Origin of the sequence: Streptomyces sp. NBC_00669, from assembly GCF_036226785.1 — a bacterium.
In the GTDB taxonomy this organism is placed as follows: domain Bacteria; phylum Actinomycetota; class Actinomycetes; order Streptomycetales; family Streptomycetaceae; genus Actinacidiphila.
The window spans coordinates 8,377,510-8,398,421 of sequence record NZ_CP109018.1 but is presented as its reverse complement, the minus strand read 5'-3'; the positions used below and the strand labels follow the sequence as shown (position 1 = coordinate 8,398,421).

Genomic DNA, 20,912 nt, shown 5'->3' with positions numbered 1-20,912 from the left:
GCGCCGCGGGGCCCCGCTCCTCGGGCGGAGGTCAGACCGTCTCCCAGGGCACCGCGGCCCATGCCTCGTCGAGCAGCGCGTACGCGGCCGGCGGGTTCACGAAGGCGATGTCGTCCACGGCCGCGAGCGGTTGCGACGGGCACCAGGAGTAGCAGGCGAACGCGGCCTGGAATCCGGCGAGTTCGTCCACCCGCACCGGCCAGGTGCGGGTGGGCGCGCCGACGCGGTCCAGCCCCGCCGTCAGGAGTTGCTCGGTGATGCCCGGCAGTTTCGGGCCCTGCGGCCAGGTGACGGTCTCGCCGTCCCACAGGCCGAGGTTCCAGATGGAACCCTCCAGGACGAGCCGGTCCGGCCCGGTGAAGAGCGCGTCGTCGAAGCCTTCCGCCCTGGCCGCACGCCGGGTGCGGCTGAGCCCCATGGTCGCGGTGTGCTTCAGGTGCGGAGCGTCCCGCAGGTAGGGCATGGCGCGCACCCGCCAGGGCGGCAGGCGCGTCTCGGCGACCGGGTCGGTCAGCGACACCATCACGCCGAGGTCGGGGGTGTCCGTGGGCACCGAGACGTCGCCGCCGCGGGCGAAGACGGCGATCCGTGCGGACACCTCGCGCGGTGCCCCGGCCAGCGCGTGGCGCAGCAGTTCGCCGACGCGCTCCGCGCCCGGAGACGCCCCGAACATCTCCCGCGACGCCTCGTCGAGCCGCCGCAGGTGCAGTTCCCAGCCGCGGACCCGGTTCCCCCGCACCTGCATCGAGGTGAAGTGGCCGTAGTTGACGACCGCCACCCGATGGAGCTGCGCCGTGGTGGGCACCGCGCCGTCGATCTCCACATGCAGCATCGGGGCAGCATACGGGAGCCCGCGCGCCGGCGAACGGTCAGAACCGGTCAGGACCGGTCAGGACCGGCGCCTTCCGTGGACGGGCCGGCTGCCTCCCTGCCGCCCGGCTGTGCCCAACCGGCGTGCCCGGGGGCCGGTTTCGGGTCTCCCGCCGGTCAACGCCCGTCGGCCGGCCGGTCGGAGGCGGCGGCGGCGGCGGGGCGGAGCGACGGGTCGCGGATCATCGCGGTGATCTCGGCCGCGGCGCGCTCGGCGGCCGGTTGGCGCCCGGCGCGGACGTCCAGCCGGCCGAGGCCGACCTGGTCGAGGGTGATGTCCTGGTGCGCGCCGCTGCTGTCGAGGAACTGCCCCGCGTGGAGCGGGCCTTCGGCCGGCCGCAGGCGGAGCGTGAGCACGCCGCCGGAGTAGTCGGCGCCGACGAGCCGCTCCCAGGGCACCTGGCGGCTGACGACGTGCCGCCGCACCCGCAGGCCCGCGGGGCCGGCGCTGATCCGCCAGGTCAGGACGGCGAACGGGCCCACCAGCCCGGCCAGGGCGACGGGGGCCGCCCACACGATCCGCCACGACGTGGAGTGCTCGAGGAAACCGAAGCCGACGGCCGGCACCACCGCGAACATGGTGATCGCACCGGTCAGCGACAGCCCGCTCGCGTGCCACCGGGTGGGAAGGGCCGCGCCCGGCCGCCGCATCGCGGCCAGCGCGTCCTGGACGCGGGCCTCGGCGGCCCAGCGCTCCTTGACCGTCAAGCCATCGCCGGCGCCGTCCTCGTCCTCGTCGTCCTCGTCGGGGTCGTCCTCCGCGCCGATCCGGATCGGCCCCGCCGAGGCGTCGACGTACCAACGGCCGTTCTCCGTACGGACCGCCAGCAGCAACTCGCCGCCCTCGGCGCCGTCGGCGAACATCAGCGCCTGGCGCAGCGGCGCGGGCGGGTCGTGGTGCGGGGCGTAGTGGAGCACCGCGTGCGCACCGGCCGTGTCGTCGTGGGCGAAGACCTCCGTGCTGCCGCCGCGCACCCGGGCCAGTACCCGCAGCACGGGCACGGGTCCGCGCCGCAGCCGGGCCGCGCGGCCGGCAGCCACCAGCCCGGAGCTGACGGCGACCACCCCGAGGCCGCCGAGCACGAGCGCGAGCAACTGCCGGTCGGCGCGGTCCCCGTACGGTTCGGCCGCCAGCAGGACGCGGCCGCCGCCGGGCAGCAGCACCCGCACGGTGCTGAGGTTCCGGTAGTCGCCCTCGACGTCGAAGTGGTGCCGGCGCCGCTCGCCGGGCAGCCGCACCACCAGGGTGCCCTCGCCGGAGTGGAACGCCACGACGCGGGCGTCCACGGCCGGGGCGGTGCGCGCGGCGCGGTCGTCCGCCCGGTCGGCCTGGACGATCGATACCGTCAAGGCGGCGGCCGCAGCGCACATCGCCGCGCCCACCACCCACCGCACGGCGCCGCGTTTCGGGCGCGCGGTCCACGCCAGGACGGGGGCCCGGGCGGTGATGCCGCCGGCCGCCTCGCGGAACCGGCGCCGCTGGGCCCGCCGCAGCACCAACTTCCGTACCGACACGGCCAGTCCCCAGCACAACCCGGCGACCACGACCCCGTCGGCGATCCGCAGGGAGGTGCCGCCCTCCCAGATGCTGGGGTCGGCCATGCAGCCGACGAGCAGCAGCCCGCACAGCACCGCCGCCTCGGGCAGCACGAACAGCCACCACAACTGCGGCCAGAACAGCATGGTGATGATGGCGTCGGTCCACTGCTCGCCGCAGGGCGCCTGCGGCGTGCACACCGGATCGGGGGCGTTCGCCATCGCCGCCACCACGCCGACGACGAGCAGCAGCGCGGGCCCCAGCGGGTGCGCCCACCGCCCCGCCCGCGCGCCCGCCCACCGCGCGGTGTCCGGGGTGAGCCACGGCCGGGCGGGTATGTCCGCGAGAAGCGGCGAACTCGTCGTCACCCGGGCATTATGCGCGCAGGTCCGCACACGTGTGCGCCGAACCCCCGGCCCCGCCGTCCGCCGCGCGCGACCGCCCCGACCGGGCCGCCCGACCGGCGGAACACCAGGCCCTACGGCCCCGTTCACCCCACCCGGTTCACGCATCCCGGCCGCGCGCCAGGGCGCGTCCCGGCCCGGACGGAGGGGATGGCCGGCCGCGCACGACCATGCCCGCGCGGTCCTGGCGGAGACGGCGGCCCGCCCCAGCACGAGCGGCGGCCGCACACGCCACGAGCGAGAGCGGGCGCGACCAAGCCGCCCGCGCCGTCCGCGAGACCGAGCACACCGCCCTGCGCGCCGAGCCAACACCTCGGGTCCGGCTGGACGCGACCAAGCCGCCCAGCCCCAAGCCCCCAAGCCGGGCCGCCCCGCCCGCGCCGTCCGCGAGACCGAGCACACCGCCCTGCGCGCCGAGCCAACGCCTCGGGACCTGCCCACGCACGGGGACGCGATGCGGCCGGTCCTGCTGCGGACCGGCCTGCCGGAACCGGCACCGGAGCCGACGCGGTTCTCCCGCACGGATCACCCCGCCCGCGACACGTCACCACACCGCCCACCGCCGATCCCACCACGCACACCCCGGCGATGCCGCAACCACCGCCGGATCAACCCACGTTCCCCCCCACGGACCAGCCCACCCCACGACACATCACCACACCACCCACCACCGATCCCACCACGCACACCCCGGCGATGCCGCAACCACCGCCGGATCAACCCACGTTCCCCCCCACGGACCACCCCGCCCCACGACACATCACCACACCACCCACTGCCGATCCCGCCGCGCACGCCGTGGCGATGCCGCAACCGCCGTCCGGTGCCTGCTCACCGCGCACGGCTCCGCCCGCTCGGTGGACGGCGACTCCGGCCCGGCGGCGCGGAGCGCGGTCTCCGCCTTCCGGACCGGCCGGGGCCGGACCGCCGGCGGCATCCTCGGCCGTCGCACCCGGGAGGTCATCTCTCCCGGCGTCGACGCGCTGTGCGCCGGTCCGCCGCTGTCCGCCCGTCCGGATCAGCGGGGGCACAGCCGCCCGGCCCGGCCGAACGGGGGCACGGGCGAAGCCCGTTGAGGACGGCCCGGCCGACCCCGGAACGCCCGCGCAGCGCCCCGCACCGGTTCACGCTGTCCTCGCCGCGTCCACCGCGGCGGCGACGAAGGAGGCGACCAGCCGGCGGCGGTCGTCCTGCGCCCAGGCGAGGACGAGTGCGCTGGTCGGCGCGTCGGTCACCGGCCGGTAGACGAGGTCGGGGTGCAGGGGCTGGGCCAGCGAGCGCGGCAACAGCGCGATGGTGCGTCCCAGCCTGATCATCTGCAGGGCTTCGGCCGCGTCCGCGACCTCGGGCCCCGGCCGCGCCTCGGGCGCTCCGGTCCAGCGCACACCCTTCCAGCGGGGCAGTGACTCCTGCGCGAGGTCGGCGAGGGTGATCTCCGCGCGGGCGGCGAGCCGGTGGCCCGGCGGCAGGATCGCGACACGGCCCTCGACCGCCAGGGTTTCGTGGTCCAGGCCGGTCATGTCGTCGAACGGCGCGTACAGCAGGGCGACATCGGCGCGGCCGTCGCGGACGTGGTCGGCGCGGTCGGTGGCTCCGCCGAAGAGGATGTCCACCTGGCGGGCGTCGGGCCGGCCGGCGTAGGCGGCCAGGATGCCGGACAGGAGGTTGCCGTCCCCGCCGGGTTTGATCACCAGGCGCAGGTGGTCGTGCCGGTCGCCGGCCCGGCGGGCCTTCTCGGCAGCCGCGCTGACGGCGTTGAGCGCGTGCCGGCCGTGGTGCAGGAGCGCTTCGCCGGCGGGGGTGAGGGCGACGTGCCTGCTGGAGCGCTCCAGCAGCTTCACGCCGAGCCGGGACTCCAGCCGCCGGAGAGCCTTGGACAGCGCCGGCTGCGCGATCGCCAGGCGGGCCGCGGCGTGCCCGAAGTGCAGTTCCTCGGCCACGGCGACGAAGTACTCCAGCTCGCGTGTCTCCAGTTCGGCCATGCCGCAAGCCTACCGCCCGATCCATTCCCACCAGGCATGGATCGGAAACGGATGGATCTTGGACGCGCGCGAGAAGTGCCTGTTCACTCGGGGCATGATTCACCACACGATGATCGTTGCGTTCAACAGTCCGATTCCCGCGAGCGAGCTGGACGCGTACATCAAGGAGTTCGAGGAGCTCGTGACGGGTTCCGGCACGGTCGAGTCGGTCGCGGCCCGGCACCACATCCGCGTCCCGGGCGACGACCACGCCCCGGTGGCCGTGGCCAGCGCCATCCTGCAACTGCGCGTGGCCGACCTCGACGCCCTCAACGCGACCTTCGCCCTGCCCGGGACGGTCGATCTCATCAGGCGCTGGCAGAGCCGCTATCCGTACCAGGCGATCTGGGCCAACCACGAGCCGCTGGCATGAGCGGGAGCGGCTACGCGGGCAAGGCGGGGCTGGTCACCGGCGCAGGCAGCGGGATCGGGCGGGCCGGCGCGCTGGAGTTCGCCCGGCGCGGGGCCGCGGTCGCCGTACTCGACCTCGACGAGGACGGTGCCCGCAGGACCGTGGAGCTGATCGCGCGGGAGGGCGGCCGGGCCGAGGCCGTGGCCGTCGACATCGGCGACGAGGAGTCCGTACGGCGGGCCGTGGCCCAGGTCGTGGCGGTGCTCGGCGGGCTCGACTTCGCGGTCAACAACGCCGGAGTCCCCTCACACCAACGGGTCCTGACGGAGATGACGGTCCAGGAGTGGGAGCACGTGCTGCGGGTCAACCTGATCGGCACCTGGCTGTGCATGAAGTACGAACTGCCCGCCATGAAGCGGCGCGGCGGCGGGGCGATCGTCAACGTCGCCTCCAACGGCGGCCTGTACGCGATCCCCGGCGCCCCGGCGTACGTGGCCGGCAAGCACGGCGTCGTCGGCCTGTCCAAGGCGGCTGCCGTGGACTACGGGCCGGACGGCATCCGGGTCAACGCGCTGTGCCCGGCGATGACGAGGACCCCCATGCTCGACGGTGTCGTCGCGTCGGCCGGTGCGCGGACGGTCGAGCGGCAGGTGGCCGCGACCCCGCTGGGCAGGCCGGCCGAGCCCGAGGAGGTCGCCGCCGCGGCGGTGTGGCTGTGCTCGCCGGACGCCTCCTACGTCACCGGCACCGCCCTGTCGGTCGACGGCGGCCGCCGGGCCTGAGCGCGGGACGACGGGCGGGTGGGGGCGGGGGCGTACCCACGCCCCCGCGCCCGCTCGCGGCCGCCAGAGAACGCCCGCCCGCGGCCGCCGGTACGCGGCCCGCCCGTACTCCGGCTATCCGAGCCGGCGGGCCAGCACCAGCCGGCAGCGCGGGCTGCCGTCGGGGCGCCGGCCGAACTCCTCCAGCGCGAGGGTGGTGACCGAGAAGCCCGCGGCGGCGAGGTCGGCCCGTACCGGCTCCAGCGGGAAGGTGCGGTAGTACATCACGAAGGGTGGCCGCCACAGCGCGTTGCGCAGCCGCATGGCGGCGTCGAAGCCGGTCAGTGCCCAGTACCAGGGCGAGCGGACCGGGGGCGGCGCGGCGATCGGGAAGGCGAACAGGCCGCCGGGGCGCAGCGCGCGGTGCACCCCGGCGAACAGCGCGGGCCGCTCCGCGGGCAGGAAGTGCCCGAACGCCCCGAAGCTGACGGCGAGGTCGAACTCGGTCTCGAACGGCAGCGCCCGCGCGTCGGCCCGCACCCAGCCGTGTTCCGGGTGCGCGGCCCGGGCCCGGTCGAGCATGCCCGCGCTGAAGTCCGTCCCCGTCACGCCGTTGGGGCACAGCCCGTCGAGCACCCGTACGCCCGCGCCGGTGCCGCAGCACACGTCGAGCCCGGTCCTGAACGGCCCGTACGCCCGCAGCGCGGCCTCGGTCGCGTCGAGGAAGCGGTCCGGGGTGCGGAAGGGCGTGTGGTCGAAGGTCGGCGCGAGCAGGTCGTAGCCGTGCTCGACGGATGACAGTGCCTGGACGGCAAGTTCACGCGCGGACGGGCCCTGGGAGGAGAACACCCGGCCCAGCGTAGGGGGCGGATGGGGCGCGATGTGCGCGAGATCTCACCGGAACGAAACGGAACCGCCATTCCCGTTGGCTTATCCTGGCTTTAGCGGAACCCCAGTTCCGGTTCCGCGCCCTCTTCTGAGCTCTCCTGAACTCAGGCACCCTCATTCTTCAGTTCAAAGGAGTTCCATGGCGTCCGAGACCCGGCGCACGCACCATCAGGTGACGTTCGCGGTGCTTGCGGCCAGTGTCAGCGTCTACGCGCTGCTCCAGTCGCTGGTCACCCCGGTCCTGCCGACGATCCAGGCATCCCTGCACACCTCGCAGAACACGGTCACCTGGGTACTGACCGCGTACCTGCTGTCCGCTTCGATATTCACCCCGATCATGGGCCGGATCGGCGACATGGTCGGCAAGAAGCCGGTCTTCGTGGCCACCCTGGTCGCGCTGGCCGCGGGCTCGCTGCTGGCGGCGCTGGCCACCAACGTGACGGTGATGATCATCGCCCGGGCGATCCAGGGCGTCGGCGGCGGCGTGCTGCCGCTCGCCTTCGGCATCGTCCGCGACGAGTTCCCCCGCGACAAGATGAGCGGCGCGGTCGGGGCGATCGCCTCGCTCGTCGCGGTCGGCGGCGGTCTGGGCATCGTGCTGGCCGGCCCGATCGTGAACGCGCTCGACTACCACTGGCTGTTCTGGCTGCCGATGGTGCTGACCATCATGGCGGCCGCGGCCTCGCTCTTCTTCGTGCCGCCCACCCGCAGCCGCACCCCGGGCCGGATCAGCTGGGCGCCGGCGCTGCTGCTGTCGGCGTGGCTGGTGGCACTGCTCGTCGCGCTCAGCCAGGCGTCGGTGTGGGGCTGGGGCTCCGGCAAGGTGATCGGCCTGATCGTCGCCGCCGTGGTGCTCGCGGTCGCGTGGGTGGAGACCGAGCGCCGCTCGGCGACGCCGCTGATCGACATGCGGATGATGAGCCGCCCCGCGGTGTGGACCAACAACACGGTGGCGCTGCTCTTCGGCGTCGGCATGTACTCGGTCTTCGCGTTCCTGCCGGAGTTCGTGCAGAGCCCCAAGTCCACCGGCTACGGCTTCGGTTCGTCCATCACCCAGTCCGGGCTGATCCTGCTGCCGATGTCGGTGGCGATGTTCCTGGTGGGCCTGGGCGCCAACACCCTGGCCGCCCGGATCGGCGGCAAGACCGTGGTGCTGCTCGGCTCGGTGATCAGCGCGGTGTCGATGGCGCTGCTCGCCTTCGCGCACACCGCGACCTGGGAGCTGTACATCGCCACCGCGGTGATGGGCGTCGGCTTCGGCCTGGCCTTCGCGGCGATGTCGAGCCTGATCGTGAGCGCGGTGCCGGCCGAGCAGACCGGTGTGGCCAGCGGCATGAACGCCAACATCCGCACCATCGGCGGCTCGATCGGCGCGGCCCTGATGGCCAGCGTCGTCACCTCCAACCCGGCGGCCGACGGCCTGCCGCGCGAGGCCGGCTACACCCACGGCTTCGCGATGCTCGGCGTCGCGCTGCTGGTGGGCGCGCTCGCCGCGCTGCTGATCCCGGTGAGCCGGCGCGGCACGCTGGTGGCGGGCTCGACGGAGGAGAACGAGCCGGCGCACGCGCCGCTCACGGCGGTACCTGGCGGTACGGTCATGAGCGACACGTCGGAGTGAGGTCCGGCGCCGGCGGACCCGGTGCCACCCTCACCGGAGGGTCCGGCACCGGGACGAGTCGCACGATCGGAAGTGGACGATGGCAGCGCAGCACCCCGTGCACGAGTCGGGGCACGGTTCCGTACCGGACAGCGCCGCGCGCGACGCCGAGTGCGGCGAGCACCCGGCGCCGCAGGCCGCGGCCGGCCCGTCGGCCAGCGCCGACCACGTCCCGCAGCACCGGCCGATGCGGCGCGACGCCGCGCGCAACCACCAGCTGGTGATCGCCGCGGCCCGCGAGGTCCTCACCGAGTACGGCACCGACGCCAGCATGGAACTCATCGCGTCCCGCGCCGGGGTCGGGGTCGGCACGCTCTACCGGCGCTTCCCGAACAAGGAGGCGCTGGTCGACGAGATCGCCGCGCAACTCCTCGGCGAGCTGGTCGGCCAGGCCCGCATCTCGCTGTCCCACCCGGGCGGCACCGGATTCGAGGCGTTCGTACGGGTCTTCGGCCACTGGCTGAGCGAACACCGCGGCTACGCCCACAAGTTGATCGGGCGCACCGAGGCCGCGTGCGTGGAGCAACTGCGCGACCTGATCGACCGGCTCCTCGACCAGGCGAAGGCGTCCGGCCGGATCGACCCGCACGTCGAACTCGGCGACGTGATGACACTGGTCTGGGGCATGCGCGGGGTGGTGGAGACCAGCGGCACCGTGACGCCCGACGCCTGGCAGCGCTACACGGACATCCACCTGGCCGGGATGCGCGCGCCGGCCGCCCCGGGCATGCGCTCCGCGGTGACCCGCGCGGAGATGACCCGCATCAACGCGGGCGGCTGACGGCCGCCGGGGCTCCGGCCCCGGCACCGGCCCGCCGGCTGCGGCCACGGCGCTCGGGCGTGCGACGGGTTGTACGCCCGTCAGCGCCGCCGCGCGAACGCCGCGTGCACCCCGCGCGACACCCCGACGCCGCCGCCCAGCCCCTCGATCGCGTCGTGCAGCGCCCGCTGTAGCGCCGCCAACTGCCCTGGTTCCAGGGCCTGGTGGTCGCTGAAGGTGGCGATGAGCCCGACCCAGTCGTCGGCGCTCACCGTCGCCTCCCAGCGGTACTGCCGCACCTCGATCGGCTCGAACTCCCCGATCGGCTCGAAGGGTTCGCTCCGTGTCTGGTGCGGGAGGTAGCTGTGCGTCCTCGCCCGCGGCGCGTGCTCGTCGTAGAGCCGCCGGAAGAGCGCCGCGTCGTCGTCGGCGAGGAGCAGGTAGCTCCAGAACAGGGCGAGCGTGCCGCCCGGCCGCAGCAGCGACGCGGCCTTCTCGGCGCCGCGGGCCGGGTCGATCCAGTGCCACGCGTCGCCGCAGGTGATCAGGTCGAAGGTGCGGCCCGCGGCTTCCCAGGCCTCGAACGCCCCGAGTTCGACCGGCAGTCCGTGTCCCCGCGCCACGGCCGCCATCCGCGCGTCGATCTCCACTCCGAGCACCCGCGTCCCGCGGCCGGCCAGTTCGGCGGCGACCTTGCCGGTGCCGCAGCCGACGTCCAGCGCGTCGCGGGGCGCACGCGCGACCAGGTCGTCCACGAGTCCGGGCGGCGGGGAGGGCCGGAACCGGTCGTACTGCTCGCTGACGGAGCCGAAGGAGAGCGCACTGGTCCGGTCCAGGTGGTACGCGGGCGTCTTCGTCACGGCGCCGAGCGCAGTGGGCGCGGCGCGCGGCCGGACCGTCACGGCGGAACCGTCACGGCGGGACGGCCACGGCGGCGGCCCGCTGCGGTCCTCAGACGGCGCGTTCCATGCAGACCAGCCGCTCCCGCTCGTCCCACGACGCGGTGACGGTGAATCCGAGCCGCTCGTACAGCGCGATCGCGTCGGTCCGCCACTCCCACACCGACAGCCGCAGGGTGCGCACACCGCTCCGCGCGGCCCACGCGAGGGCCGCGCGGACCAGGCCGGACGCGACGCCCCGCCCGCGGTACGCCGGATCGGTCCAGAGCCTCTTGATCTCGGCCCCGCCCTCGACGGGGTCGGTCACCACCAGGCAGCCCACCGCCGCGTCGCCCGCGTTCCCCGCGCCGCCGCCCAGTGCCAGCAGCACGACGTCGGCGGCGAACGCGGCCTCCGGGTCGGCGATCTCGGCGCGGTAGCGCTCCGGCAGGTCGTCCACTGCGGCGACGGCCTCGCCCTTCTCGGCCTGCGTCCGCAGATGGTAGGCCGCCAGCAGCTCGGCCGGCCCCTCCTGGGGTCGCGCGCCCGGGTCCCGGTCGGGCCAGCGGACGACGGCGATCTCGGGTCGATCAGTCATGCCACCAGCATCACATGCCGCAGGTCAGGACCAGTGCGAGGGCCCCTGAGCCGCACCCGGTACGCCAGGGCAGCGCACCGCCGGGGCCGCGCCGGGGCGGTACGGTGCGACGCCGGGGCGGGCGCGGGCGGGACGCGTCAGCGGCGGGTGCCGCAGTCCGGGCAGAAGGCCGCGCCCGCCGGGAGCTGCGCGCTGCACGAACCGCAGGTGTCCTGCTGCGCGAGCTGGTGGCCGCAGCCGGGGCAGAAGGCCGAACCGTGGGTCTCGGCGCTGCACTGCGGACAGACCAGCTGGCGCGGGGTGTTCACCGCGAACGACTGCCCGGAGTTCTGGCCGGCGGCGTAGGCGCGCTCGGAGACCATGTCGTTGAGGCCGCGCTGCTGGGCGGCGACCGCCTCGGCGGCGGTGTCGGGCGCGCAGGTCAGGCAGATGCCCTGGCCGGCGTTCCAGCAGCGGTTGCAGACGTAACCGGTGCAGCGCGGGCAGCGGTTGAAGTGGCCCTCGGCGTTGCTGATCGCGCGCTGGAACGCCGCGTCGCGGGCGCTGCCGTATCCGGCTCCGGCGAGGCCGTCGGCCGCGGTGGACATGCCGCTGCCGGCCCGACCGAGCATCCCCCAGGCCGCGTTGACGCCCTTGCCGACCCAACTGGCCATCCGCCCGCCGGTGTACGCCTCGAACCGCGAACGCCAGGTGTCGTTGCACCGGTTGCAGGAGAACTCGAACTGGAACCCCGCGCCCGTGCCCTGTTCCTGGCACAGATCGCGGTAGTTGTTGCTGAAGTAGATCTCCGCGGTCACCGGTCGCCCTCCCCGAGCAGTCTCCGGCCGGGCCCATACCCGCCGGTCGTCCCCCCACCGGCAAGGGACGCCCCGTACGTCCTCCCGGTTCTGCGGACCGGTCCGGCACCGCAGGCAGGCAATACTTTCCCACATCCGGGCACTCCCGGGCGCCCCTGTCCGCGGCTCCGGACGCCCCACCGCACCCCGCGCCTCCCACCCCCACCACGAGGCACTGACGACCCACCTCCCACGGCTCGCGCGGCCCCGTGCGGAGGCGGCCGGGCGGGCCCGGGGAAGCGTGCCCGGGCAGCACGCGGCCGCGGCCGCCGGGACCCGGATCGGGGGTGCGGCGGCCGCGGCCGGGTGGACGGGGCGGGGTCAGCCCTGGCGGGCCTTGCCGCGCGGGTCCTTGCGGTTGATCACGTAGACCTTGCCGCGGCGGCGGACGATCTGGGCGCCCGGCCGGCCCTTCAGGGAGCGAAGCGAGTTGCGAACCTTCATGGCGGCGCCTTTCTGCTCGTAGTCTCTACGGTGCAGGGGCGACAACCGCGGCGCCCGCGCGTTCATTCCGCGCGGGCGGGCGGCCCAGGAGGGGACGGCCGAGGCCATGACCGACGCACCGCAGGACGGCACCGAGGGCACCGAATCGACGAAGCGCGCGGGAGGAGCCGAGGACGACGACAGCCCGGACTTCTCCCGCCCGGGTTTCTCCAGTCCCGACTTCTCCAGCCCGGACTTCAGCAGCCCCGGCGGCGACCGGATCGGCGACTTCACCCCGCCCGACTACGAAGTACCGCCGTTCAAGGGCCCCGACTACGAGGCCGAGGACGCCGACGACCTCGTGCCCGAGGAGGCGGGGTTCTCCAGCCCCGGCTTCTCCAGCCCGGACTTCACCAGCCCCGGCCCGATCGACGACCCCGAGGACCACTGAGCCTCGGCCGAGCCTTCCGCCCTGCCCGCCCGGCCTCCGGTGCGGGCGGGGTGCTCGCATGATCCGGCTCGCACCCGCGAAGGCCGCCGGCCGTCGCCGCCAGCCGTCGACCATCGCCGTCGTCCGTCAGCGTCAGCCCCCAGCCCTCAGCAGCCCCCAGCCGTCACGTCAGCCCTCAGCCCTCAGCCCAGACGGTCGGTCCGGACCGTCAGGTCGGCGATGTGCGCGAGCATCGCGTCGAGTGCCGCCTCCAGCGGAGCGGTCTCGCGCCGGGTCTGGGTGAGCAGCAGCCCGCCCTGCAGAGCGGCGAGCAGAGCCAGCGCGAGCTGGTCCGGGTCGGCGTCGCGCCGTAGCTCCCCGCGGTCGTGCATCGCGTGGATACCGGCCCGGATCGCCGCCTCCCAGCGGGCGAAACCGTCCACGAGGTCGCCGCGTGCCACGTCGTCGCTCTCGGCGAGTTCGCTGGCCAGCGACCCGATCGGGCAGCCGCCCTGGCAGTGCCGCTCCCGCTGGACGTCGACCACGAGATCGCGCCAGGCCCGCAGCGCCGGCAGGGAGTCCAGGCTGCTCAGCAGCGGCTCCTGGGCGTCCAGCACGGCCTGCGTCTGGTGCGCTATCACCGCGCGGACCAGGGCGTTCTTGTCCGCGAAGTAGTGGTAGATCTGCGAGGTGCTGACCCCGGCCGCGGCACGCACGTCGTCGGTGCTGGTGCCCGCCACGCCGCGCTCCAGCATCAGCCCGGCCGCGGCGGCCACGATGCGTCCCCGGGTGGCGGCGCCCTTGCGGGTCAGCCGCTGGGGGGCCGTCGGGTCGGGCACGGGAGGCGAGTCGATGCTCATGCGCTCAGCGTAGCGCGCCACGTCGTTTTCTGGAGTTGACACTCCAATCCCTCCGTGCCAAGAATGGAGTCATCGCTCCAATCTTCACGGCGGCGACGACATCAGCGGCGGGCCCCCGTACGTCCACGCGGGCCGCGCACCGCGCAGCGCACACCACTACAGAAACCAGGCGGATCACCATGGAGTTCGAAGGCCGCAAGGCACTGGTCACCGGCAGCACCGCCGGCATCGGCCGGGAGGTCGCCCTGCAACTCGCCACCGGGGGCGCCGAGGTCATCGTCACCGGGCGCAACGCGGAACGCGGCGCGGCGACGGTCGCCGCGCTCGAGGACGCGGGTGGCAAGGCGCGCTTCTTCGCCGCCGACATGACCGACCTCGACTCGGTCCGGCGGCTCGCCGAGGAGGCCGCCGACGTCGACATCCTCGTCAACAACGCCGGCGTCTTCGACTTCAGCCCGACCGCCGAGCAGACCGTCGCGTCGTTCGACGCGATGTTCCAGGTCAACGTGCGGGCGCTGTACTTCCTCACCGCCGCGATCGCGCCGCGGATGGCCGAGCGCGGCGAGGGCAGCGTGGTCAACATCAGCACGATGGCCGCGACCGTCTCGCTCCCCGGCAGTTCCGTCTACGCCGCCACCAAGGCCGCGGTGAACTCGCTGACCCGCACCTGGGCCGGGGAGTTCGGCGCGTCCGGGGTGCGCGTCAACAGCGTCGCCCCCGGCCCCACGCTCACCGAGAGCGCTCCGCTGGAGATGGTCGACACGCTCGGCTCCACGACGCTGCTGAGCCGGCACGCGAGCACCGAGGAGATCGCCGCGGCGGTGGTCTTCCTCGCCTCGCCCCGCGCCACGTACATCACCGGCGCCACGGTCCCGGTCGACGGGGGCCGCGCCGTCGCGTGACCCGGCGGTGGTCGAGGGGCCCCCGGGCCGGGCCGTACGGCGTGCCGCCCGGCCCGGGTCAGCCCGCCGTCGGCGTCGCCTTCGCTGTCGCTGTCGCCTTCGCTGTCGCCGTCGGGGAGAGTTCGCGGGCGGCCGCCCGGCCCACCGCGTCCGCGACGGCGGCCAGGTCAGGGGAGTCGAGCTTCCACTGCTGCCAGTACAGCGGCACGTCGATCGGGCGGCGGGCGGCGAGTTCGACGAGGGTGCCCGCCGCCAGATGGGGACCGGCCTGGAGGTCCGGGATCATGCCCCAGCCGAGCCCGGCGGCGACCGCGTCGAGATACGCCTCGGACGACGGCATGTAGTGCCGGGCGCGGGTGGCCGCGCGGGCCTGCCGGGGTGCGAGCCCGCGCAGGAACCGGTCCTGGAGTTCGTCCTTGCGGTCGAAGACGATGACGGGGGCGGCCGGCAGCGCCTCGCGCAGCGGACGGTCGGCGATCCAGCGGGCGGCGAACCGGGGCGCGGCCCTGGCCCGGTAGCGCATCCGGCCGAGCGCCCGTACCGAGCAGCCCTGCACGGCCTGCGGCGAGGAGGTGACCGCGGCCATCACCCGGCCCTGGCGCAGCAGCGCCGCGGTGTGGTCCTCGTCGTCGCGGTGCAGGTCGAAGAGGATGCCGCGGTCGGCGGCGGCCTCGGCGAGCGCGGGCAGGAACCAGGTCGCCAGCGAGTCGGCGTTGACCGCGATCGGCAGCGTGGCGGGGCCGAGCGCGTCGCCCAGGCCGAGTTCGGCGCCGGCGTCCTGCTCCAGCCGTGCGAGCTGCCGGCCGAACCGGACCACGACCTCGCCCGACGCGGTCAGCCGCACCGGCTTCGTCCGCAGCAGCAGTACCCGGCCGGTGCGCTGCTCCAGCGCCTTGATCCGCTGGCTCACCGCGGACGGCGTGACGTGCAGGGCCTCGGCCGCCGCCTCGAACGTGCCCTCGTCCACGGCGGCCAGCAGCGTACGCACCTGGTCCAGCGGGAGCCCCGCCATCGACCGTCACCCCATTCCCGCCGCCCGCGCCGGCGCCTTCGTCGGCGCCGCCCGCCACCGCCGCCGTCCGGCTCGGAAGCCGTACGGAGAGCGTTAAGAATTCCTCATGCTACCTAAGAATCATTAGCTGGCCTGTACGATCCGCCCGCTCCTAGCCTCGGTCCATGCACGCAGCTCTCCTCGCCGCCCTGGCGGGCCTCGGCACCGGTCTGACCCTCATCGTGGCCATCGGCGCCCAGAACGCGTTCGTGCTGCGCCAGGGCATCCGCCGGGAGCACGTGCCCGCGGTGGTCGGGATCTGCGCCGCCTCCGACGCCGTGCTGATCGCGGCGGGCATCGGCGGCGTCGGCACCGTCGTACGCCGCTGGCCGGCCGCGGTGACGGCCACCGGGTGGATCGGCGGCGCGTTCCTGGTGACGTACGGCGTGCTGGCCGCCCGCCGGGTGCTGCGGCCGCAGCGGCTCTCCGCCGCCGAGGGCGCGGGCGCCTCCGCCCGCACCGCCGTCCTCACCTGCCTGGCGCTGACCTGGCTCAACCCGCACGTCTACCTGGACACGCTGCTGCTGCTCGGCTCGGTCGCCAACTCCTACGGCGGCGCGCGCTGGCCGTTCGGGGCGGGCGCGGTCACGGCGAGCGTGCTGTGGTTCAGCGGCCTCGGCTTCGGCGCGCGGCTGCTGCGCCGCCCGTTCGCCCGGCCCGGGTCCTGGCGGGTGCTCGACGCCGTGATCGCCGTGAGCATGGTCTGCCTGGGCGTCCTGATGGCGACCCGGGCGTGAGACGGCGGACCGTACGGACCGGGCACGGTCGCGCCGGCCGGCCGCCGCCTGACACGGCCCCAACGCCCCTGTTCCGCGCGGCGGTTCAGCCGAGAAGGGAGCCGCCCCACGCGGCGCCGGGGGTGGTGCCGCCCTGGTGGATCGGGCGGAAGCCGATCACGGCGGCGTCGTCGCGGCGGTTGCCGACACCCGACAGCAGCTGGGCGCAGATCTCCGCGAGCGTCAGCCCCTCCGCGCGGGCGGTTTCGGCGATCCGGGCGAGCGTCGCCATGCCCTCGCCGAGGTCCGTGCCGGGCACCTCGATCAGGCCGTCGGTGTAGAGCAGCAGGGTGTCGCCGTTCTTCAGTTCGTAGTGCCAGGTGGTGCGCGGCATCGACGGTGCCACGCACAGCGGCAGGTCAGGGCCGGCGCCGTGCAGGTAGCGCGGCTCGCCGTCGGCGGGCAGCAGGAGCGGCGGCGGGTGGCCGGCGTTGGACCAGGCCACGTGCCAGCGGCCGCCGGCCCGCGGCACCAGGTTGGCGTGCACCACCGTGACCAGCGGCGCGATGTTCAGGCCGTCCACCACCCGGTCCAGCTGGGACAGGCTCTCGGCCGGGCTGTTCGGATGGTCCTGGTCGTAGGCGATCACCCGGAGCATGCTGCGCAGCTGGCTCATCGAGGTGGCGGCGTCCAGGTCGTGGCCGGCGATGTCGCCGATGGTGAGGGTGACGGTGCCGTCGGGCAGCAGCAGCGCGTCGTACCAGTCGCCGCCGATCTCCGCGGTCTTGCTGGCCGGCTGGTAGTGCGCGGCCAGCTCCGCGCCGGGCACCCGCGGGGTCGCCGACAGCAGGGCGCGCTGGAGGGTCAGCGCGGTGTGCCGGGTGCGTTGCAGCTCCACCGCCTGCCGCAGCGGCTCGCGCACCTCGTGCAGGATCTCGCCGAGCAGCGCGAGGTCCGCGGAACCGGGTGGCGGGCTGTCCGCGCAGCCGGCCGCGCAGGCGAACGCGACCACGGCCGAGTCGATCACGATCGGCACCATGGTCAGGCTGGTGGCCCGCGCCGCGCGCAGCCACTTCCTGGACATCTCCGACAGCACGCCCTCGGGCGGCTCACCGGCGGGGAAGACCAGCAGCTTGGGGCGGCGGCTCTCGATCACCTGCTGGGCGACCGACCCCACGAGGTAGGGCTGGTTGCTCAGCGGGGGCATGTCCGGCAGGCCGGAGCGGGCGGTGGACGCCACCCGGACCGCGGTGAGCGGGCCGCCGATGCCGGCCGAGGGCAGCATGAAGACCGCGCACGCGTCGGTCAGGTCCGGCACCACCGCCGCGGCGACGGCGGCGAACGCGTCCGGCACGTCGTCGGTGCCGGTGACGGTGGCCACCCTCGCCAGCAGCCGCTCGCGCAGCCGGTTGCGCCACTGGTCCTCGATGTCCGCGGTCGCGCCGATCCACTCCACCAGCACCCCGCCGCGCTCGATGGGCACCGCGCGGGACTGCACGTGCCGGTACTCGCCGGAGGCGGTGCGCAGCCGGAACGTGCACACGAACAGGGACGGGGTCCCCTCGGACGCGTCGCTCCAGGTGCGCACCAGCCGGGTCCGGTCGTGCGGGTGCACCGCCCTGAGCCACTCCTGGTCGATCACCGGCCGCCACGGGCTGCCGGTGAAGTCCTCGAAGCCGCCGACCAGCTCGGTGATGTCGCCGTTGGGCTTCATCAGCCAGACGATCTGCGTGACGGCGGACATCAGCGCCTCGTACCTCTGCAACGCCTTCTGCCGCTGCTCGGAGAGCAGCTGCGCGGCCTCCACCGCGTCGACCTGCGGGGTGGTGTCGACCGCCACGGCCAGCACGCCGGGACCGAACCGTGAGACCACCGGGGAGCAGCTGTAGACGAAGTGGCGGCGGCCGGGCGCGCCGGGCGCGGTGCCGTCGGTGGTGCGGGTGTCGGTGACCTGGCGGGCGGCCCGGTCCCGGTACACCTGGTCGAGCATCTTCAGGAAGCGGGCGGCCCTGGGCTCGGTGAACACGTCCGCGGACCGGGCGCCCAGTTCCCGGGGCCCGAACAGGGCGCGGAACGCCTCGTTGATGTACACCAGCCGGTGCTCGTCACCGGCGGTCAGGGCAACGGCCACGATGGCACGGTCGAACACCTCTGGTTCGAGCTCGGGCACGCCCGTTTCGCCGCCGATCCGCCTCATCCTCCGATCATCGCTCGCCACGGCCCACCAGGCGCGCCGAAAGCGCCGGGCGTTCGCACATGTGACCGGTACGGCGCCCAGGGGAGCACTCCCCCGCGGCTCGGGCGGCCGGGCGGCCGTCGGCGGGCCGGGCCGGGCCGCTGCCGTTACGGTGGGTACCGGGGGCGGTACGCCGGCCCGGCGCCGCGGCGGGCGGACGGCGGCCCCGGGGACTTCCGGGGCTTCGCAGAGCCACCAGGACTTCGAGGACCTTCGAGGACCTGCGAGGGCCTTCTGGGGGCCTTGGGGGGACAACCGAAGAGCACCCGCGGCACCGCCGACCACGCAAGGAAGTCGCGCACCATGACCTCAGCGCCCACGATCCCCGATGTCACGCTCAACAACGGTGTGGTGATCCCGCAGCTCGGATTCGGCACGTACCTGATCGAGCCGAAGGACACCAAGGAAGCGGTGCTCGCCGCGCTGGAGACCGGTTACCGGCACATCGACACCGCCGAGATGTACGGCAACGAGAAGGAGGTCGGACAGGCCATCGGCGAGTTCGGCCTGGAGCGCTCCGACGTCTTCGTCACCAGCAAGCTCAACAACGGCTTCCACGCCTACGGAGACGTGCTCACCGCGTTCACCCGCAGCCTGGACGACCTCGGCATGGAGTACCTGGACCTGTTCCTCGTGCACTGGCCGCTGCCCGCGGTCGGCGACTACACCGAGACCTGGCGGGCGATGGAGGAGATCTACCGGTCCGGCCGGGTCAGGGCGATCGGCGTGTCGAACTTCCAGACCGCCCATCTGAACCGGCTCTTCCAGGAAACCTCGGTGGTGCCCGCGGTCAACCAGATCGAGGTGCACCCCTACCTCACGCAGGACGAGCTGCGCGCGTTCGACGCCGACCACGGCATCGCCACCGAGGCGTGGTCCCCGATCGCCCAGGGCAAGGTCCTCGGCGACCCGGTGATCGCCGCGATCGCCGCGCGGCTGGAGCGCACCCCGGCGCAGGTGACGCTGCGCTGGCATTTGCAGCGCGGCGACATCGTCTTCCCGAAGTCGGTGACGCGCTCCCGGGTCGAGGAGAACTTCCGGCTCTTCGACTTCGAGCTGACGCCCGACGACATGGCGCAGATCAGCGCGCTGGACCGCGGCGAGCGGACCGGCCCGGACCCGGACACGTTCAACTGGGTGCCGTGACCGGTCCCGCGCGGCGCGCGACGCGCTGACCTCCGGGCCCGCGCGTCGCGCGGGGGCGCCCCTACCCGCCGGCGCTCCCCGGTCCAGGTCAGGCGGAGGTCTCCAGCAGCCGCCGCAGGTCCTCCGCCATCCGCAGCGCGGCCGCGCGCCCGTCGCCGCCGAGGGAGCCGGCGTCCGCGGGCCGCGCCCGGTCCACGACCACCCGCAGCGCGGCCGCCGCGTGCCGGGCGAACAGCGCCAGCAGGTCCAGCTCGCTCAGGCTCGACCTGGCCTGCGGCACCGGGTCGAGCACCTCCAGCACGCCCAGCACCCGGTCGCCGTGCGTCAGCGGCGCGGCCATCAGCGAGTCGGGCACGTACTCGGTGGACTCGGCGAAGTCCCGGTCGAAGGAGGCGCTGCGGGACAGGTCGTCCACGACCATGGGCTCGCCCGAGGAGACCACCCAGCCGGCGATCCCGCTCTCGGCCGGGAAGCGCCGCCCCACCAGGAAGCTCTCGCCCTGGCCCGAGACGGCCTGGAAGACCAGCTCGTGGCTCGACTCGTCCAGCAGGAACACCGAACTGGCCTGGGCGCCGAAGATGGCCCGGGCCGTGTCGACCACCGACTGCATCAACTCCTGCGACAGCGGATCGGTCTCTGCGTTGCTCTGTGTCACGAAGCACCCCTGATGCCCAGTTGTACGTTGGCCGCGGAAAGGTAGAGCGCGTTCTTGAGCTGGAAGGTCGTCATCCGGCGGTGCCGGGACAGGATGCGGGCGCAGAGCCCGGCGATGTAGGGCGTGGCGAAGCTGTTGCCCGTGGTCCTGATCGTCGCCCCGCCGAGCCAGGCCACCTGCACGTTCTGGCCCGGGGCGAAGAACTCCACCGGCGGGCTCGGGTTGTACAGGTGCAGCTCCGGGTCGTCCTCCTGGTGGCTGCCCACCGAGATCACCGACGCGAAGCGCCAAGGGAAGCTCTCCACCGGCGTGTTGTGCGCGGAGGCGACGATCGCGGTGCCGCGGAAGTACGCCTCGTCGGCGAGCACCCGCAGTTCCTCGGCGAACTGCGGCCGGGTGGTGGACAGGCTCAGGTTGATCACGTCGAAGCCCTGCCGGATCGCCCAGCGCAGGCCCGCGAGCAGGACGTCGCCGGTGCCGCCGAACCCCTTGCCGAGCACCTGCACGCTGTACAGCTCGCACTCCGGAGCGGTTCTGCGGATGATGCCCGCGCAGGCCGTGCCGTGGCCGCAGGTGTCGGTGGCGTCGGTTTCCACGACGCTGGTCCCCGTCCCGTCCTTGCGGACCGTCCAGGCCCCGTCGACCCTGCCGATCAGCGGATGGCCGTCCTCCACCCCGGAGTCGACGACGCACACCCGCACGCCGGTGCCCAGCGCGCCGGCCCAGTCCCGGTCGGGCGCCGGCCGCTCGCCGTCCGCGGCGACCAGCACGTCCTCGGGGCGCTTGCCGCGCAGACTCCAGGTGAGTCGGGGACCGGCGCCCTGCTCGGCGGTTGTCATTCAGCAGCCTCTCGCGTTCTGGCGGTGTCACGTTCCGGTGCGGTGGTGGCCGGGGGTCCGGCGGGCCGGGGTCCGGGCGGCCGGCGGCGGGC

At 74.3% G+C, this 20,912-nt stretch carries 21 protein-coding genes; 8 read left to right on the top strand and 13 right to left on the bottom strand.

Features of this window, described 5'->3' with window-relative positions; all coding sequences use genetic code 11:
- Positions 1 to 31 precede the first annotated feature (31 nt).
- The 3 genes from OG896_RS35420 to OG896_RS35410 all read right to left on the bottom strand — a co-directional run bounded on the left by OG896_RS35420 (position 32) and on the right by OG896_RS35410 (position 4,793).
- Positions 32 to 832, bottom strand: coding sequence for an aminotransferase class IV (locus tag OG896_RS35420; RefSeq protein WP_329371952.1), 801 nt, complete (start codon positions 830 to 832; stop codon positions 32 to 34).
- 155 nt (positions 833 to 987) lie between these two features.
- Positions 988 to 2,775 (bottom strand): hypothetical protein, encoded by a 1,788-nt coding sequence (locus OG896_RS35415; RefSeq protein ID WP_329371950.1) that lies wholly within the window; start codon positions 2,773 to 2,775, stop codon positions 988 to 990.
- Positions 2,776 to 3,935: 1,160 nt separating this feature from the next.
- A complete protein-coding gene (locus OG896_RS35410) occupies positions 3,936 to 4,793 on the bottom strand; it encodes a LysR family transcriptional regulator (RefSeq protein ID WP_329371948.1) in 858 nt (285 codons plus the stop codon).
- 94 nt (positions 4,794 to 4,887) lie between these two features.
- On the opposite strand from OG896_RS35410, the gene OG896_RS35405 reads away from it, so the two are divergent.
- Positions 4,888 to 5,205, top strand: coding sequence for a hypothetical protein (locus tag OG896_RS35405; protein ID WP_329371946.1), 318 nt, complete (start codon positions 4,888 to 4,890; stop codon positions 5,203 to 5,205).
- Positions 5,202 to 5,966, top strand: coding sequence for an SDR family NAD(P)-dependent oxidoreductase (locus OG896_RS35400; protein WP_329371944.1), 765 nt, complete (start codon positions 5,202 to 5,204; stop codon positions 5,964 to 5,966). Before OG896_RS35405 ends, OG896_RS35400 begins: the two co-directional genes overlap by 4 nt.
- A gap of 114 nt (positions 5,967 to 6,080) precedes the next feature.
- On the opposite strand, the gene OG896_RS35395 is transcribed toward OG896_RS35400, so the two are convergent.
- The gene (locus tag OG896_RS35395; RefSeq protein WP_329371942.1) at positions 6,081 to 6,794 is read right to left on the bottom strand and encodes a class I SAM-dependent methyltransferase; all 714 of its coding nucleotides are present in this window, start codon (positions 6,792 to 6,794) and stop codon (positions 6,081 to 6,083) included.
- A 178-nt stretch (positions 6,795 to 6,972) separates the two neighbouring features.
- Between OG896_RS35395 and OG896_RS35390 the strand changes: the two genes are divergently transcribed.
- Together OG896_RS35390 and OG896_RS35385 are read left to right on the top strand one after the other, a co-directional pair.
- On the top strand, positions 6,973 to 8,451 hold the full coding sequence (locus OG896_RS35390; RefSeq protein WP_329371940.1) for an MFS transporter: 1,479 nt from the start codon (positions 6,973 to 6,975) through the stop codon (positions 8,449 to 8,451).
- A gap of 79 nt (positions 8,452 to 8,530) precedes the next feature.
- Positions 8,531 to 9,271 (top strand): TetR/AcrR family transcriptional regulator, encoded by a 741-nt coding sequence (locus tag OG896_RS35385; protein WP_329371938.1) that lies wholly within the window; start codon positions 8,531 to 8,533, stop codon positions 9,269 to 9,271.
- 80 nt (positions 9,272 to 9,351) lie between these two features.
- On the opposite strand, the gene OG896_RS35380 is transcribed toward OG896_RS35385, so the two are convergent.
- The 4 genes from OG896_RS35380 to ykgO all read right to left on the bottom strand — a co-directional run bounded on the left by OG896_RS35380 (position 9,352) and on the right by ykgO (position 12,006).
- Positions 9,352 to 10,110 (bottom strand): class I SAM-dependent methyltransferase, encoded by a 759-nt coding sequence (locus tag OG896_RS35380; RefSeq protein WP_329371936.1) that lies wholly within the window; start codon positions 10,108 to 10,110, stop codon positions 9,352 to 9,354.
- Between the two features lie 91 nt (positions 10,111 to 10,201).
- On the bottom strand, positions 10,202 to 10,726 hold the full coding sequence (locus tag OG896_RS35375) for a GNAT family N-acetyltransferase (RefSeq protein WP_329371934.1): 525 nt from the start codon (positions 10,724 to 10,726) through the stop codon (positions 10,202 to 10,204).
- 137 nt (positions 10,727 to 10,863) lie between these two features.
- The gene (locus OG896_RS35370; protein ID WP_328461143.1) at positions 10,864 to 11,523 is read right to left on the bottom strand and encodes a double zinc ribbon domain-containing protein; all 660 of its coding nucleotides are present in this window, start codon (positions 11,521 to 11,523) and stop codon (positions 10,864 to 10,866) included.
- 360 nt (positions 11,524 to 11,883) lie between these two features.
- On the bottom strand, positions 11,884 to 12,006 hold the full coding sequence (gene ykgO / locus OG896_RS35365) for a type B 50S ribosomal protein L36 (RefSeq protein ID WP_328461145.1): 123 nt from the start codon (positions 12,004 to 12,006) through the stop codon (positions 11,884 to 11,886).
- 106 nt (positions 12,007 to 12,112) lie between these two features.
- On the opposite strand from ykgO, the gene OG896_RS35360 reads away from it, so the two are divergent.
- Complete coding sequence (locus tag OG896_RS35360) at positions 12,113 to 12,436, top strand: hypothetical protein (protein ID WP_329371931.1); 324 nt, start codon at positions 12,113 to 12,115, stop codon at positions 12,434 to 12,436.
- Positions 12,437 to 12,618: 182 nt separating this feature from the next.
- Here the strand turns inward: OG896_RS35360 and OG896_RS35355 are convergent, their stop codons facing one another.
- Positions 12,619 to 13,275, bottom strand: a complete 657-nt coding sequence (locus OG896_RS35355; protein WP_329371929.1) for a TetR/AcrR family transcriptional regulator — start codon at positions 13,273 to 13,275, stop codon at positions 12,619 to 12,621.
- Positions 13,276 to 13,454: 179 nt separating this feature from the next.
- Between OG896_RS35355 and OG896_RS35350 the strand changes: the two genes are divergently transcribed.
- Positions 13,455 to 14,177 carry an SDR family NAD(P)-dependent oxidoreductase gene (locus OG896_RS35350; RefSeq protein WP_329371927.1) on the top strand — a complete coding sequence of 241 codons (723 nt, stop codon included), beginning with the start codon at positions 13,455 to 13,457 and terminating at the stop codon, positions 14,175 to 14,177.
- A gap of 58 nt (positions 14,178 to 14,235) precedes the next feature.
- Here OG896_RS35350 and OG896_RS35345 read toward each other — a convergent pair whose 3' ends face one another.
- Positions 14,236 to 15,189 (bottom strand): LysR family transcriptional regulator ArgP, encoded by a 954-nt coding sequence (locus tag OG896_RS35345; protein ID WP_329371925.1) that lies wholly within the window; start codon positions 15,187 to 15,189, stop codon positions 14,236 to 14,238.
- Between the two features lie 164 nt (positions 15,190 to 15,353).
- Here OG896_RS35345 and OG896_RS35340 point away from each other — a divergent pair, with 164 nt between their 5' ends.
- The gene (locus OG896_RS35340; protein ID WP_329371923.1) at positions 15,354 to 15,965 is read left to right on the top strand and encodes a LysE/ArgO family amino acid transporter; all 612 of its coding nucleotides are present in this window, start codon (positions 15,354 to 15,356) and stop codon (positions 15,963 to 15,965) included.
- A gap of 85 nt (positions 15,966 to 16,050) precedes the next feature.
- Here OG896_RS35340 and OG896_RS35335 read toward each other — a convergent pair whose 3' ends face one another.
- On the bottom strand, positions 16,051 to 18,141 hold the full coding sequence (locus tag OG896_RS35335; RefSeq protein WP_329371921.1) for a SpoIIE family protein phosphatase: 2,091 nt from the start codon (positions 18,139 to 18,141) through the stop codon (positions 16,051 to 16,053).
- 342 nt (positions 18,142 to 18,483) lie between these two features.
- Between OG896_RS35335 and OG896_RS35330 the strand changes: the two genes are divergently transcribed.
- Complete coding sequence (locus OG896_RS35330) at positions 18,484 to 19,326, top strand: aldo/keto reductase (RefSeq protein ID WP_329371919.1); 843 nt, start codon at positions 18,484 to 18,486, stop codon at positions 19,324 to 19,326.
- Between the two features lie 88 nt (positions 19,327 to 19,414).
- Here OG896_RS35330 and OG896_RS35325 read toward each other — a convergent pair whose 3' ends face one another.
- Together OG896_RS35325 and OG896_RS35320 are read right to left on the bottom strand one after the other, a co-directional pair.
- A complete protein-coding gene (locus OG896_RS35325) occupies positions 19,415 to 19,936 on the bottom strand; it encodes a GAF domain-containing protein (RefSeq protein ID WP_328473810.1) in 522 nt (173 codons plus the stop codon).
- Between the two features lie 41 nt (positions 19,937 to 19,977).
- Positions 19,978 to 20,820 (bottom strand): S8 family peptidase, encoded by an 843-nt coding sequence (locus tag OG896_RS35320; RefSeq protein WP_329371917.1) that lies wholly within the window; start codon positions 20,818 to 20,820, stop codon positions 19,978 to 19,980.
- Between the last annotated feature and the right edge of the window lie 92 nt (positions 20,821 to 20,912).

Coding starts and splice junctions, on each gene's coding strand:
- OG896_RS35400 (WP_329371944.1), top strand. CDS start 5,202: ATGAGCGGGAGCGGCTACGCGGGCAAGGCGGGGCTGGTCACCGGCGCA.
- OG896_RS35340 (WP_329371923.1), top strand. CDS start 15,354: ATGCACGCAGCTCTCCTCGCCGCCCTGGCGGGCCTCGGCACCGGTCTG.
- OG896_RS35385 (WP_329371938.1), top strand. CDS start 8,531: ATGGCAGCGCAGCACCCCGTGCACGAGTCGGGGCACGGTTCCGTACCG.
- OG896_RS35325 (WP_328473810.1), bottom strand. CDS start 19,936: ATGCAGTCGGTGGTCGACACGGCCCGGGCCATCTTCGGCGCCCAGGCC.
- OG896_RS35345 (WP_329371925.1), bottom strand. CDS start 15,189: ATGGCGGGGCTCCCGCTGGACCAGGTGCGTACGCTGCTGGCCGCCGTG.
- OG896_RS35320 (WP_329371917.1), bottom strand. CDS start 20,820: ATGACAACCGCCGAGCAGGGCGCCGGTCCCCGACTCACCTGGAGTCTG.
- OG896_RS35375 (WP_329371934.1), bottom strand. CDS start 10,726: ATGACTGATCGACCCGAGATCGCCGTCGTCCGCTGGCCCGACCGGGAC.
- OG896_RS35410 (WP_329371948.1), bottom strand. CDS start 4,793: ATGGCCGAACTGGAGACACGCGAGCTGGAGTACTTCGTCGCCGTGGCC.
- OG896_RS35335 (WP_329371921.1), bottom strand. CDS start 18,141: ATGAGGCGGATCGGCGGCGAAACGGGCGTGCCCGAGCTCGAACCAGAG.
- OG896_RS35420 (WP_329371952.1), bottom strand. CDS start 832: ATGCTGCATGTGGAGATCGACGGCGCGGTGCCCACCACGGCGCAGCTC.
- OG896_RS35360 (WP_329371931.1), top strand. CDS start 12,113: ATGACCGACGCACCGCAGGACGGCACCGAGGGCACCGAATCGACGAAG.
- ykgO (WP_328461145.1), bottom strand. CDS start 12,006: ATGAAGGTTCGCAACTCGCTTCGCTCCCTGAAGGGCCGGCCGGGCGCC.
- OG896_RS35405 (WP_329371946.1), top strand. CDS start 4,888: ATGATTCACCACACGATGATCGTTGCGTTCAACAGTCCGATTCCCGCG.
- OG896_RS35350 (WP_329371927.1), top strand. CDS start 13,455: ATGGAGTTCGAAGGCCGCAAGGCACTGGTCACCGGCAGCACCGCCGGC.
- OG896_RS35355 (WP_329371929.1), bottom strand. CDS start 13,275: ATGAGCATCGACTCGCCTCCCGTGCCCGACCCGACGGCCCCCCAGCGG.
- OG896_RS35390 (WP_329371940.1), top strand. CDS start 6,973: ATGGCGTCCGAGACCCGGCGCACGCACCATCAGGTGACGTTCGCGGTG.
- OG896_RS35330 (WP_329371919.1), top strand. CDS start 18,484: ATGACCTCAGCGCCCACGATCCCCGATGTCACGCTCAACAACGGTGTG.